The organism is Kribbella sp. NBC_00382, from assembly GCF_036067295.1.
Lineage (GTDB): Bacteria > Actinomycetota > Actinomycetes > Propionibacteriales > Kribbellaceae > Kribbella.
In genome coordinates this window covers 5,424,111-5,438,788 of the sequence record NZ_CP107954.1, presented here as the reverse complement: position 1 = coordinate 5,438,788, position 14,678 = coordinate 5,424,111, and the positions used below count along the sequence as shown (strand labels likewise).

General features: G+C 70.1%; 4 protein-coding genes. 2 read left to right on the top strand and 2 right to left on the bottom strand.

Translation table 11 applies throughout. The annotated features are described in order from the left end of the window. Positions 1 to 66 precede the first annotated feature (66 nt). A complete protein-coding gene (nagZ, locus tag OHA70_RS26065) occupies positions 67 to 1,524 on the bottom strand; it encodes a beta-N-acetylhexosaminidase (RefSeq protein ID WP_328322093.1) in 1,458 nt (485 codons plus the stop codon). Between the two features lie 235 nt (positions 1,525 to 1,759). Here nagZ and OHA70_RS26060 point away from each other — a divergent pair, with 235 nt between their 5' ends. Beyond that, on the top strand, positions 1,760 to 2,725 hold the full coding sequence (locus OHA70_RS26060) for an ROK family protein (protein WP_328322091.1): 966 nt from the start codon (positions 1,760 to 1,762) through the stop codon (positions 2,723 to 2,725). A gap of 345 nt (positions 2,726 to 3,070) precedes the next feature. Continuing rightward, entirely contained in the window at positions 3,071 to 3,625 is a 555-nt protein-coding gene (locus OHA70_RS26055; RefSeq protein WP_328322089.1) for a hypothetical protein, read from the top strand. A gap of 148 nt (positions 3,626 to 3,773) precedes the next feature. Here the strand turns inward: OHA70_RS26055 and OHA70_RS26050 are convergent, their stop codons facing one another. Then, on the bottom strand, positions 3,774 to 14,663 hold the full coding sequence (locus tag OHA70_RS26050) for a non-ribosomal peptide synthetase/type I polyketide synthase (protein ID WP_328322087.1): 10,890 nt from the start codon (positions 14,661 to 14,663) through the stop codon (positions 3,774 to 3,776). Positions 14,664 to 14,678: the final 15 nt, after the last annotated feature.

Here is a 14,678-nt window from a genome sequence, read left to right as displayed (position 1 = left end):
CCGAGCCACGCTAGACCTGGAAACGATTGCGTAGCCGGAACTTAGCCCATCGAATTGATCAAGCTCTTAAGGAACCCGGGTGAGGAGCTGGGCGGCCGCTTCCAGGACGACGAGGTTGCGGCCGTAGGTGACGGCCGTGGGGACGGCCGCCGGTACGAGCGCCCGGTCCTCGGGGATGCCGGTGCACAGTACGAAGACATCGCCCTCGTGGCTCTCCAGCAACTCCTGCAGAGCCGCGCGCATCCACGGCGTACGGACGGCGTCCTGTACTGCGACCACCAGCGGCCGGCCGATAGCCGCATTCTGGGCCTCCGACAGCGCAGCGGGATCCGCGCCGCGCAGTACTACGCCTGCCGAGCCCGGCGCGACCTTCGCGAACACCTCAGGCAGACCGCTGAAGTACGGGTTCCAGGCCGGGTGGAGCCCCTGCGTCAGATCCACCACGTACGGCGAACCGCCGAGCCCCGGGAAGTCTTGCCGCGTAACCGTGCGTGCAGCCACCTCGCGGGTCGGCGCTCCATCCAGCCCTGGCAGGCGAGGTCGAGCCGCGAGCGTCGCGGCCAAGGCGCGTACCCGCCCAGCAGCGTCCGCCAGACGAGCAGCGTCAAGCGTCCCCTCGTTGACCGCCTGTACGAGCCGAGCGGTCAGCGCCCGCGAATCCGCCTCGCCGATCGCGATCATCGCCAGGTCGGCGCCGGCCCGGATCGAGGCGACCGTGGCGTCCTCGATCGACTGGGTCGCGGTGATCGCCTGCATCTCGAGCGCGTCGGTGGTGATGACGCCGGTGAACCCGAGCTCCTCGCGCAGCAACCCGTGCAGGATCCGCCGCGACAGGGTGGCCGGCTGGTCGTCGTACGCCGAGAAGATGATGTGCGCGCTCATGATGACGTCCGCGCCGGCCTCGATGGTCGCCTTGAAGGGCGCGAGCTCGACCGCGTTCACCTGCTCGATCGAGCGGTCCACCCGGGGCAGCGCGAGGTGGGAGTCGACGGTGACGTCGCCGTGGCCGGGGAAATGCTTCGGGCAGGCGGCGATGCCGGCGTCGTGCACACCCTGGACGAAGGCGACACCGTGCCGGGAGACGACGTCGGCCGTCGTACCGAACGAGCGGGTCGAGATGATCGGGTTGGCCGGGTTGCTGTTCACGTCGACCGAGGGCGCGAGCATCAGGTCGATGCCGAGCGAGGCGAGGGTGGCCGCCGCGTCGCGAGCAGCCGAACGGGTCAGGTCCACGTCGTCGAGCTCGCCGAGTGAGCGCGGCGAGGACAGCGGCCAGGGGTTGGCGGGCGCGAGGTGGCTGAACTCGCCGCCCTCGTGGTCGATCGCGATCACCAGGTCCGGCCGCTCGGCGCGCAGCGAGGCGGTCAGCGCCGCGACCTGCTCGGCGCTCTCGACGTTGCGGGTGAACAGGATGACGGCACCGAGTCCGGCGGCGACTGCGCGGCGGAGCTCGTCGGGGGCGGTGGTTCCGTTGAAGCCGACGACGAGGGCGCCGGCGGCGTCGCGGTCCAGTTGGTCACTCATGCGCCCTACCCTCTCGTGCCGACGGCCGGATCGCTACCTGAACCCGTCACGGACAGCGAAGGATTGCCCTCGTTGTTGCCGATTGAAGCACTTGGAAGGCCATCGTTGTCAGAATTCATCCGTGCCTGATTCAAGCGCTGGCCTGCGGGTTCATGGATGATTAGCACCAGCTACCTCTCGCCGGATTGGCTGGTTACAGATAACGTTGTCTCCCGACCTGACCGCCATCCGCACCGTGACTGACAGGGGGACCATGGGCGACGAAGCAGTGACGGTGCTCGGCATCGACATCGGCGGCACCAAGATCGCCGCCGCGCTGGTCTCGGCCGACGGCGAGATCCTCACCAAGGACCGGATCGCGACCCCGCCCGGCGACGCCGACCAGGTGTTCGCCGCGCTCGGCGAGTTGATCACCCGCGTGAAGGGCGACACCGAGCCGGCCGCGGTCGGCATCGGTTCGGCCGGGCCGCTGGACCAGAAGCACGGTCTGGTCTCGCCGGTGAACATCGTCGGCTGGCGGAACTTCCCCCTGGTCGACCGGGTCCGCGCGCTCGTCGGCGACGTACCGGTGACGCTGGGCGTGGACGGGCACTGCTTCGCGCTCGGGGAGTTCTGGACCGGCGCCGGGCGCGATGTCGGCAGCCTGCTCGGGATCGTCGTCTCGACCGGCGTGGGGGCCGGCATCGTGGTCGACGGACGGCCGCTGCTCGGTCAGTCCGGTAATGCGGCGCACCTCGGGCACGTCGTGGTCGACCTCGACGGCGAGGCGTGCGCGTGCGGGTCGTACGGTTGCGTCGAGACGTACGCGAGCGGCCCGAGAATGGTTGCCCGGGCCAAGCGTCGCGGCTGGCGCAGTACCGAGGACGTGGACGCGGCGGTACTGTCCGCGGACGCCGCCGCCGGGGACGAGATCGCCCTGGCGGTGTTCGACGACGGAGCGCAGGCGCTCGCGGCGGGCATCGTTGCCACCGCTGTGACCGTTGACCTGACGACCGTCGTGATCGGCGGCGGGGTGGCCAAGGCGGGACCGGTGTTGTTCGACCCGGTCCAGCGCTGGGTGAAGCGCCTGGCGCAGCTCCCTTTCGTCACCGACCTGACCGTCGAGCCGGCCCAGCTCGACAACGCCGGCCTGATCGGCGCCGCCCGGCTCGGCTGGGATCTGTTGCCCGCGGCCACCCCATCGGGGATCGCGCTGAGGTAGTTCACCGGGCAGTTGGCGCCACCGTAACCGTCTCCTGACGGTCTGCGACCCCTCACACACAGATGTGGCGTGCGGAAAGGGGTCTCCCGAGCAAATTTGCGCATTTTTTACGCAATTGCCCAAAACCTTGTAACGGTGACCCCTGCTGCTCCGATGCAACGGATGGACGGGGTGGGGGCACGTCGTCCGAGGGCAATCAGGGGGGACCTGCATGCCAGGGATTGACCGCTTGCGTAAGCGGCGAGGAGGAGACTCCTCGCCGCTCTCGCGGGCAACCGCAGCACCGATGTACGCACGTCCACCAGCGTTGTCCGGGGCAACGCTCGACCGTAGGGATAGGTCCTGATGGACGCTGCCGTTCTGATCGTCTTCGCACTCTTCTTCACCGCGCTCGTGGTCGCCACGACGGTCAGCCATGGCGTGCTGCGTACCTCCGTACGCCGCCCGCGGCTGTTCCAGACCGTCGTCGTCCTCGCCACCGCGGCCACCGTCCCGGTCGACCTGTACGCCGTCGTGTACGGCACGGTCGGCCCGGGTGGTGCCGTCATCGGCGAGGTGGCCGGCCGCCTGCTGCTCCTGAACGTCGCCGCCGCGTGCGGCGTCGCGGCCCTGCACGAGTCCCTCCGGGGACGCGCCATCTCCGCCGCCTCGGAATCGGACGAACTGTCCGAGGCCGAGCAGCCGGTGCGGATGGGCGTGCTGGGCTGGACCGGCCCACTGATCGCGCTCGCCGCGGTCACCGCCGTGGTCGTACTCGGGTCCCGGGGGAACGGACCTGAGCTCGGCAACGTCGGACCCGTCTGGGCCGTTTATTCCCTGCTCATCTGCGTGATCAGCGCGTACGCGCTGCTGCGCCGGAGAGCGGCAGAGGTAGGTGCGGTCGATCCTCAGGAGGGATGAGGATCGAGCGCGGGTTCTGCATCGTGGACGGTAGGCCGGAGGTTGCGGGAGGGTAGCCGCCGGCACACAAACCCCGTACACGGTGCAGAACCGACTTCACCGGAACGAAAGAACCCCACGCAGAGGAGTGCGTGGGGTTTTGACGTAGTCAGCTGCCCTTGAGCCACTCGGGTTCGGGGAGCCGTGCGCGGTCGAGCTTGCCGGACGCGTCCAGCGGGAGGTCCTCGACCGGGATCAGGTCGGCCGGGACCAGGTAGATCGGCAGCTCCTTGGTGAGCTCCAGCAGGAGGTTCGCCAGTACTGCGGGATCGCTGTCCTCAAGTACGACGTACCCGATCAAGCACGTGTCGCCGGCCGGGTCAGCACAGGCCACCACCACGGCGTCGATCACGCCGGGCAGGTCGGCCAGTACGTGCTCCGTCTCCCCCGGCTCGACCCGGTGCCCGCGGATCTTTACCTGGTCGTCAGCGCGACCCAGGTAGTCCAGCGAACCGTCGGCACGCCAGCGCCCGAGGTCACGGCTCCGGTACAACCGTCCGCCCGGATGCGCCGGGTCGCTCACGAACGCGGTCTCGGTCTCGTCAGGACGGCCAAGGTAGCCCTGGGCAACGGCCACGCCGCCCAGGTGGATCTCACCGATCGCACCAACCGGTACGGGCCGCAGCGCCTCGTCGAGCAGGCGCACCACGACGCCGTCGATGGGCCGGCCGATGGACGGCCGGTCCTCGTCCGGGTCGACCTGGTGGATCGTGGTCACCACGGATGCCTCGGTCGGGCCGTACTCGTTGTAGAGCGTGCACTCCGGATGTGCCTCGAGGAAGTCGCGGATCTTGTGCGTGACGACCATCGCCTCGCTGCCTGCGACGATCTCGCGCAGCGCGGGCAGCTCGGGCACCTTGCGCATCGTGGCGAGCAGCGCGGTCAGTGGCGTGAACGCCATGAACATCCGCTCGACCCCGTGATCCTTCAGCGCCGCGATGACGGCGTCCGGGTCGTACCGGTCGTCCTCGCCGATCAGTACCAGCGCGGCGCCCGAGGCCAGCGTGGTGAACATCTCCTGCACGTGGACGTCGAAGCCGAATGAAGTCCACTGCAGCGTGCGGAGCGATCGCCTGGTGCGCAGGTAGTGCCGGATGAGGTTGACCGGGCCGCGGTGCGGTACGGCGACGCCTTTGGGGTTGCCGGTCGAGCCCGACGTGTAGATGCAGTAGGCGATGTCGTCGGCCGCGGCCCGTACCGGCGGCGCCTGCTTCGACCGCAGGTCGCCGTCGACCGCTGCCACCGGCACCAGTCGCAGCCCGAGCCTGTCGGCCAGCGCCGCGTCGTCGCCGACCAGCGCGACTGCTCCTGCATCGGCGGTCATGAACGCCCAGCGCGACTCCGGTACGCCGGGGTCCAGCGGCAGGTACGCAGCACCGGACTTCAGCACGGCCAGTACTGCGACGACGAGCTCCGCTCCCCTGGCAACCCGTACTGCGACGAGCTGGCCGGGCTTCACGCCGAGGTCGACGAGTTGCCAGGCCACCGCGTTCGAGCGGCGATCGAGTTCGACGTACGAGATCTCGCGGTCGCCTTGGATCAGCGCGATCGCATCCGGCGTCCTGGCCACCTGCTGCTCGAAGAGGGTGTGCAGGCCACTGAGCTCACCGGCGACGACGGCGTCCCGGCGGAGCCGACCGATCGGACCGGTCTGCGGCGCTTCGCCCTCGAACTCGGCCAGGATCTTCTGGTCGGCCTCGATCGGCAGCATCAGGTCGGGCAGCGGGAGGCGCGGGTCCTCGATCGCCCGGCGCAGGACGGCTTCGAGGTAGGCGAGCAGGCGCTTGACGGTCTGGTGGTCGAAGAGGCCGGCGCGGTAGTCCGCAGTACAGGTGATGCCGCCGCCGTGGTACGCGAGGCGGAAGCGGAGGTCGAGGCTGGGCGCGAGCTCCTCGTCGCCGGCCTCGAACTCGACGAGCACCTGGAACAGCGGGTCCTGCTCGAGCGTGGCGAGGTCGGCGGTCGAGTGGTCGACCGCAGTGGTGGTGATCTCGCGGACGCGCTGCGCGAGATCGCCCAGGTCGGGCTCGCCGGTGAGGTCGAGGCGGAGCGGCAGGGCCGGTTGCCGCGCGGAGTCGCCGGGGCGACGGAGGGCCGCGGTACCGATGGTGAGGTCGTCCTGGTCGGCGAAGCGGCCGAGCACGGTGCCGACGGCGGCGAGCATCGTCATCAACGGGCTGACCCGCCGGTCGCGGCTGAACGCGAAGACAGCGTCGCCGATCTCCGAGTTCAGCTCGTGCGTGACGGTGCCGATCACGTCGTCGCTGGCCGGGCGCGGGCGATCGGTCGGGAGGACGAGCGGCTGGGCGCCTTCGAGGGCGGTCTGCCAGTACTCCAGATCCCTTGCCCGCTTGGCTTTCTCGGCCTCCGCCTTGTCCTGCTTACTCGGTACTTCGAGAGTCGCGGCGCTTTGCTTCGCCTCGAGCTGCTGCGCTGTCTCGAGCCGCTGCGCCGTGTCGTTGAGCAGCGCGAGTTGCTCGTGCATCAGCTTGGTGACGCCGTCGACGAGCTGGCCGGCGACCCGCAGTTGCTGTGACATCAGCGCGGCCATTCCCGAACCGGGGAGCTCCGCTTCGCTCGTGGCGGCTGCGGCGGCGTCGACCTTTGCGGCGAGTTCGGCCAGGCCTGAGCCGAGCACGGCGAGCGCAGTACGGGGGTCTGCGTTGGTGACGGGCTCCTCGGCGGGGCGCAGCAGGTCGAGCGGGTCGACCTCGTCGTCGCCGGGTTGGTTGCGGGAAGCAACGGCTGTGGCGAGCTTGTGGGGGGTGTTGAGGTCGTCGAAGAGTTCGCTGACGGCGATCTCGACGTCGAAGCGCTGGCCGACCTCCTCGACGACGCGCAGCATCGACAGGGAGTCCGCGCCGAGTTCGGCGAAGGTGTGGTCTACCGTCAGGTCGTACGGTTCCAGGCCCAGCTGCTCGCCGGTCAGATCGAGCACGACCTCCAGGGAGGCCCGGTAGAGGTCTGCGGCTGAGGCGACTGGTGCCGGGGTGTCGTCCTGTTCTTCAACAGGCTCAGCCTCGGTGATCGGCTGCACTGGCGCGGGCTCCGGCTCCGGGGTCTCGATCGTCAGCGTGCTCAGCCGGTCGGGATCGTCCTCGGCCGGGATCGCGAACGGCGACAGATCGATCTCCTCGACCATGGGCACGACCACGCCGTCGGAAGCCGGCGGGTCCAGCGGAATGCGCTTCAGCGCCGCTCCGCTCCGTTCGATCGAACGCTCCTCCTCGACCACCGGCGCCTGCGCCAACGCCACCGGCCGCGCCGAGGCGTCGACCGGGTGATGCACGCGACGGAACGGGTACGTCGGCAGCGGCACGCGACCGCTCTCCGGGTACACCTTCGCCCACGCGATCTCGGTGCCCTGCTCGTACAGCTCGGCCAGCCCGTTCATCGTCGCCAGCACCGGGTCCTGGCCGAGCCGCTGCGCCGGGATCCACGTGCTGTTCGGCGCGATCCGACGGCCGGCGGGGCTCAGTACCGCATCCGGTCCGAGCTCCAGGAACCGCCGGCACCCGGCCGCGGTCAACGCCTCGACGGCGTCACCGAACAGGACCGGCTGCCGGAGCTGTCCGACCAGGTAGTCGCCGTCGAGCGCAGTACCGCTCTCCAGCAACTCGCCCGACCAGCTCGACACCATCGGCATCCGCAACGGCTTGAGCTTGATCTGGGCAACGACCTTGGCGAAGTCGGCCAGGATCGGATCGACCAGCGAGCTGTGGAACGCGCGATCGACATCCAGCCGCTGCCACTTGAGCTCCAGGCGGTCGAGCTGCTCGGCCAGCTGCCCGACGATCACCTCGGACCCGGTCAGTACGAAGTTCTGCGGACCGTTGCCTGCGGCAATCTCGACACCGGGCGTCTGGGCCAGCTCGCGAACGCGGTCGGCATCGGCCCGTACGGCGACCATCGCGCCGGGCACGGTCCCGCGCTGCATCAGTACTCCGCGCTGCGCGGTCAACTTCACGCCGTCGGCCAGGGACAACGCACCGGCCACGCACAACGCGGCGTACTCGCCGACGCTGTGCCCGACCACCAACGCGGGCTGGACTCCGAACGACTGCCACAAGCGGGCGAGCGCCAATTCGAAGGCGAAGAGCGCTGGCTGCGCGGTCTCGGTCGGCCAGACACCGTCGTCAGTGCCGGCCGGGGTCAGGAGCAGCTCGAGCAGTCTGCCGCCGACCTCCTCTTCGTAGACCTTGTCGCACTCGTCGAGGACTGCGCGGAAAACGGGGAACCGCACGGCCAGACCTGCAGCCATCCCACGCCGGGCAGCGCCTTGGCCGGTGAACGCGAAACCGAGGGGGCCGGGTCCGCCACGCGGTACCTCGGCGGTCGCGGCGGACGCCAGTGCTTCGGCCAGCTCGGATTCGGAGGAGCCTGCGACGGCGATGCGGTGGCGATGTGCGGGGCGGCCGATTGCCGCAGTACCGGCGAGGTCGATGAGTCGTTGCCCAGTGCCCTCTTCGAGCTCGGTACGGAACAGCGTCACCAGGTCGGCCAGTGCGTCCGGGTCGGGCGCTGAGATCGGCAGGACGACGGGGCCGTCCTCGCCGCGACGGATCTGGCGCGGGGCCTCTTCGAGGATCACGTGCGCACTGGTGCCCTTGGCATCGAGTGCGCTGACGCCGGCGCGCAACGGCGTACCGGCTTCCCAGTCGCGGACCTCGGTACCGATCACAAAGGGGCTGTCGGCAACCTGTAGGGCCGGGTTCGGCCTGCTGTAGTTGATGGTCGGGACGAGGGTGCGGTGCTGCAGCATCAGCACGGTCTTGATCAGGCCGGCCATGCCCGCGGCGCTGTCGAGGTGCCCGATGTTGGGCTTCACCGAGCCGATCGTGATGAAGCCGGTCTGGTCGGTGTGCTTGCGCAGCGCCGTGGTGAGGGCGCGGAACTCGACGGTGTCGTCTTCCGCAGTACCGGTGGCGTTGGCCTCGACATAGCTGAGGGAAGCGGCCGGTACGCCGGACTTCTCCAGCGCGCGCTCGACCAGCTCGACCTGGCCGTCGGGGCCGCCGTCGTTGGTGACCGCAGAGCCCTTGATCACGGCGTAGACGGTGTCGCCGTCGGCCACCGCCTGGTCGAGCCGCTTGAGCAGTACCGCCGCGACGCCGTTGCCGCCGACCGTGCCGTCAGCCTTTTCGTCGAAGGCGCGGACGTGGCCGGTCGGCGAGAGGATCGAGCGGGCGCTCGCGTGGTAGCCCGTTGCCTGCGGCACGTGAACCGCGGCGGCGCCGGCGAGCGCGAGATCCGCATCCCCACTGCGCAACGCCTGGCAGGCAAGGTGAACCGCGACCAAGGACGAAGACCAAGCGGCCTGTACGCCGATGGCCGGGCCGGTCAGGCCGAGTCGATAAGCCACGCGCGTCGCGAGATAGTCCGGCGGCTGGTTCTGCTGGGTGTAGAGGTTCATCCCCGAGCCGGCGAAAATTCCAACCCGCCCCGACGCTCCGGCATACCCGCCGTGTTCGAGCGCCTGCTGGCAAACCTCGAGGAACAGCCTCTGCGCCGGGTCGGTCAGCTCCGCTTCACGATCACTGAGCCCGAAGAACTCCGCGTCGAACAACTCGACGTCATCGAGCGCACCGCTGACGGCGACCAGCTCTTCCTCACCGAACGCGTCAGTCCCCCCGGCCTCCTTCAGCTCCTCATCGCTGAACCGCCGGACACTCTCCACTCCGCCGAGCAGATTCTCCCAGAACTCATCCACCGACCCGGCCCCCGGGAACCGCCCCGCCAGCCCAACCACAGCCACCGGCTCCACCACACCAGCCTTCGTGGCCGGTCTCCCACTCTTCCGCGCGCGCTCCCCAACAACCTTCGCGGGTGCAGGCTCGGCGGCGGCAGCCTCAACCAACTCGCCGACAGGCGCTACGACCTCACCAACCTTCGCAACCTCTACAGAAGTTGCGTCGACATCCTCGGCTATCTCAACAGCCTGAGCATCCCGGCCCTCAGTACCAGCCCTGACCACACCAGGCAGCATCCGAACGTAGGCGCTCGCCAGCAACTCCTCAGCACTCGCCTCAGCAACCACCGAGCCAGCAGCAGCCTCCGAGGCCACACCGCCCCCGCCCGCTGCCTTCACCACGCCAGGCAGCATGCGCACGTAGTCGCCCGCCAACAACTCCTCAGCACTCGCCTCAGCAACCACCGCCGATCCAGCCTCGGCAACCGAGCCAGCATCATCGGCATCGGCATCGGCAGCTTCTACCTCGCCCGCCTGCGCAGCAGCCTCTCCAGCTACATCCGGCGAGGCAGCAGCATCCCCAGCCTGTACGCCGTCAGCACCGTCAACCGCCGGCGCACCAGCACCTCCGGCATCGCCAGCCCGCTCCTCGGCCGCCTCAACATCCGCGGCCTCAACGCCCGCGCCCTCAGCATCAACGGCCTGTACCTCCGCCGCCACGCCGTCTACCTGCAGCTCGCCGCCCTCGGCCGACTCGCCATCGTCCCCCGACGCCCCAGCGACCTCACCAGCCTCGCCCTCAGCGGTCTGAGGCTCGGTGACCTCAGCATCGTCCGACTGTGGGTCGGAGAGATCAGCGCGCTCGCCGTCATCGGTCTGCGCCTCGGCGACCTCAGCTCGCTCACCAACGTCGGCCTGGGGCTCGTTGGCCTCCGCTTGCTCGGCAGCATCCGCCTGCGGCCCAGTGACCTCAGCTTGCTCGGCAGCGTTCGCTTGCGGCTCGGCGACCTCAGGTCGCCCGGCAGCGTTGGTCTGCGGCTCGATGGGCTCAGCTTGGTCGGCGGCGTCGGCCTGAGGGTTTGTTAGGTCGGCAGTTGGTCGCTCGGGGCTATCGGAGTCAGCAGTCGGTGGCTCGGCGTCACCCGAGTCGACGGAGACGCGGATCGCGGGTAGCTGGGTTGTTTCTTGGTCGAGGTCCGGAGTGGCCTGCTGCGAGGCTGCAACGGGTGCGGCTGCTGCTGGCTCGGCGGCTACATCGCCGCCCGGGGTGGTGGACGTCGGTGCCTCGTCAGCTGCAGCTACAACTGCGGATTCCGCCTCAGGATCGGAAGACTTCGTACGTCGTCCCGCCGCCTCCACCGGAGCACCGGCCACGTCGACCACGGCCTCAGCCTCGGACTCAGCAACATCCGCAGCAGGAACCGCCTCGACACCAGCAGTCTCGCCCAGCTCCGCACCGTCGGTGTCGCCGACCGTCTCGGCAACCACCCGTCCAGCAAGCGACTCAGCACCAACGGACTCAGCCGCCGACTCGACAGCAGCACCGCTGGTGAGCGCACCGGCCCCCGCAGCCTCGGTCCCCGCAGGTTCGGTCTTCGCAGGTTCGGTCTTCGGCTTGGTACCGCCGGTACCACCGCGCGACTCCGCGCCGTCCGAATCGGCCAACAGTTCCCCAGTCGCACCGCCGCGCGTCTCCGCCGGTGGCTCGGCATCGGTAGTACCGCCGAGCGGCTCCGCGCCGTCGGATTCGGCCAACAAGTCCACGCCAGCGGACTCCGCCGCCGAGTCGGCGCCTGCCTCGCCGGCCGGCGACTCGACATCGGCGGTACCGCCGCGCGACTCGGCACCGCTGGATTCGGCCAACGGCTCCACGCCAGTGGACCCGACGGCCGAGTCGACACTCGCAACCTCACCGGCGGTAGTTGTTCCCGCCGACGGCTCCGGAGTGGGTGTTCTCGCCGACTGCTCGGCAGCTGTAGTACCGCCGTGCGGCGCCGCACCGTCCGATGCAGCCAACAGCTCGATGCCAGCAGACCCGGCAGCCGAGTCAGCACCTGCGTCGTCGGCCAGGGAGTCGACACTGGCAGTACCGCTGCCCGACTCGACACCAGTGGTTTCATCCAACGGCTCCACCCCAGTGGACCGGGCAGTCGAGTCGGTACCTGCAACCACATCGGAAGTAGTTGTTGCCGCTGGCTCGGGAGTCGGCGTTCCCGCTGATGGCTCGGCAGCTGTAGTACCGCCACGCGACTCCGCATCGGTGGATTCAGCCGCCGGGTCCACGTCAGTCGACCCGGCGGTCGGGTCGGCGTCCGCGGCATCGGACCGCGGCTCAGCGCCGGTGGGCTCGGCGAGGCCGTCCGTCGGGGTTGCCTCCGACACCTCGACACCGGTCGGACCGCCGCGCGTCCCCGCGCCGTCGGAATCAGCCAACAGCTCCGCCCCAGTCGACCCGGCAGCCGAGTCGACACCTGCATCGTCAGCCCGCGACTCGACACCGGTCCTACCGCCGTGCGTCCCCGCACCGTCGGAATCAGCCGATAGGTCCACGCCAGTTGGCCCGGCGGTTGAGTCGGCAGCCGCGTCGTGGGCGGCCTCGTCGTCGGCCCGCGACTCGATGCCGGTGGGCGCGGGCGAGTCCGGGCCGGTGGAGTCGGCTGCGGGGTCGGAGGCGGAGGCGGCATCCGCGGGTGCATCGGCAGGGGGTTCCGCTGGCGTCTTGGCACCGCTGGTTGGCGTGGGTGTGTTGGCTTCGGGTGCCTCGGTCGGCGGCTCGGCGGCAGTCGCTCGCGCGGGCGAGTCCGCGCTGGTGGAGTCGGCTGTTGAGTCGGTGGCAGACTCCGCGTCCGCGTCCGCGTCCGCGAGCGCGTCGGCGGTGGTTCGCGCTGGCGTCTCGGCGCGGCCGGTTCGCCTGGGTGTGGTGGCTTCGGGTGCCTCGGTCGGCGGCTCGGCGGCAGTCGCTCGCGCAGGCGAGTCCGTGCTGGTGGCGACGGGTGTTGGGTCGGCGGCGGAGTCTGCGTCCGCGGGCGTTTCAGCGGTAGTTGGCTCCGTCGACTCGGCGCCGCCGGTTCGCCTGGGTGTGTTGGCTTCGAGCGCCTCCGGTGGCGACTCGACACCGGCGGCTCGCGTGAGCGAGTCCGCGCTGATGGAGTCGGCGGCGGAGGCACCGGTGGACGCGGAGGTGCCGGTGGACGCGGTGGTACCGGCGCTGGCGGTGGTACCGGCGGAGGCGGTGGTACCGGTGGTGCCGGTGGACGCGGTGGTACCGGCGGTGGCGGTGGCGGGCGGTTCTGTAGCAGAACCGCTGGCGTGGGTTTCGGTGTCCGGCTCTGTGGGGGCGGGGTGGCGGTTGGCGCCGAGGGTGGGGCGTTCGGGTGGGTGGGGGATGGAGTCTTGGAGGGTGCGGCGCCAGGCTAGGCGGACTATGGGGAGTTCGGTGGTTTGTTCGCTGGGGTCTTCGTCGTAATCGGAGCGGGAAACAGGGACCGAGCCGGGGCGTACGGGGTCGCCGTAGGGGGAAGCGACCGGAGGGGTCGCGTAGGGGCCGGGGGCTGTTTCCAGGGTGTTGTCCAGCCAGCGTTGCTTCAGCAGCGGGCGGAGGATCTTGCCGCCGGGGGTGGTGGGGAAATGGCGGCGCGGAACGCCGACCACGCGGGCGTCCAGGGCTAGGCGGCCGCGGATGGCGGAGCGGATCGCCTCGTCGACGCCTTCGGCTGACTCTGAGGAGAGGGCGTAGAAGATCAGGAGTCGTTCGGTGCCAAGGGCTACGTCCGCAACGCCGCAGGCCGCGACCAAGCCCGCGACGGCGCCCGGAGCAGTCGCGGCGATCGCCTCGAGCTCGTGGGCGTAGTACGTCTGGCCGTTGAGGATGATCCGCTCACTGTCACGACCGGTGATGACCACCTGCCCACCAGAGATGAACCCCTGGTCCCCAGTCGCCAGCCACTTGCGCGCCGGCCAGTTCCCCGCCGGGAACGCCGCGCGGTCCGCCTCCGGATTGCCGAGATACCCCGGCGTCACCCGAGCGGACGCGATCTGCAGCTGCCCGATCCGCCCCTCCGGCAGTACCGCGCCGTTGGGACCCACAATCCGCACAGTCGCCCCAGGAGCGGGCGCCCCGACCGACACCAGGCTCAGTACGCCGGGAGCGTCCGTGCGCCCCTTCCCCGGCCGGGCAACCGCGACCTTGCCAGCGCTGGTCCGCTGGTCGACCCACTCGACCACACCGGTCTGCGAGATCCGTACGCGATGCACGTTCGGCGTGAGGCCTGGCCGCCCGAAGGTGATGCCGGTGACCGTCTCGGTCATCCCCCACGCCGCGACGAAGGTCTCCGGTACGACGCCGAAGCGGTTCGTCAGCCGCAGGAACTCGCTCACCACCGGCACGGTGATCTGCTCGCCACCGCTGACCAGGCTGCGCAGCGCCGACAGGTCCCAGTGCCGATCGGGCTCGCCGGCAATCGCCGCGCCCGCCAGCCGGTAGCCGAAGTTCGGCGACCACGAGTGGTTCACCCGGTGCTGATCCATCAGGTCCAGCCAGCGCAGCGGGTCCGCAAGCACCCAGTCGGTGGCGACGTGGATGTTGGTGCAGCCGGTGAACACGGGCAGCAGGTGGTACAGCAGGAACGCGCCGCTGTGGTCCAGCGGCAGCCAGTTGAGCGTGGTCTGCCCGGGTCGCACCGGCAGCATGGCCGGCGTACCGGCGGCGAACTCGACCAGCCCGCGATGGGTCAGCTGGATGATCTTCGGCGTACCGGTACTCGAACCCGACGTCATCATCAGTACTGCGACGTCGTCCGCGGCGGGTCGGTGGAACTCGGTGGTCGGCTCGTGCCCGGCCAAAGCGTCCGGGTCGAGCACCGGCAGCCCGAGGTCGTTCGGCAGGTCCGACGGGCGGCCGATCAGTACGGTCCAGCCGAGCAGGTCGGTGACCTTGCGCAGCCGCTCGCGCCCCTCCTCCGTCGTGTCCCCCTCCGGCGACGGCGACATCAGCAGCGGCCGGATGCCGCCCAGCGTGCAGGCCCAGAACGCGGCGAAGAACCCCACCGGCTCGGTGCAGTGCACGACAGCAGGATCTCCAGCCCGTACGCCGTTCGCACGCAGGCCGGCCAGGATCCGCGCGGCCAGCTCGAGCAGCGTCGGGAAGTCGAGCCGGGTCTCGCGACCGTCCGGGCCGATCTCGACGACGCCGGCGGTACCGAAGTCGCGGGCAGCCCGCAGCAGGGCGCTGGGCAGATCGCGCGGGTACCCCGCCGGGATCATCAGCGCCGGTCCGGTACTGATCGCCGGCCGGTCCACACCGCTCCTCATCGCACCAGCCCGACA

Bases quoted from the DNA above. Each gene is read 5' to 3' on its own strand.
- nagZ (WP_328322093.1), bottom strand. From the start codon at position 1,524: ATGAGTGACCAACTGGACCGCGACGCCGCCGGCGCCCTCGTCGTCGGC.
- OHA70_RS26055 (WP_328322089.1), top strand. From the start codon at position 3,071: ATGGACGCTGCCGTTCTGATCGTCTTCGCACTCTTCTTCACCGCGCTC.
- OHA70_RS26050 (WP_328322087.1), bottom strand. From the start codon at position 14,663: ATGAGGAGCGGTGTGGACCGGCCGGCGATCAGTACCGGACCGGCGCTG.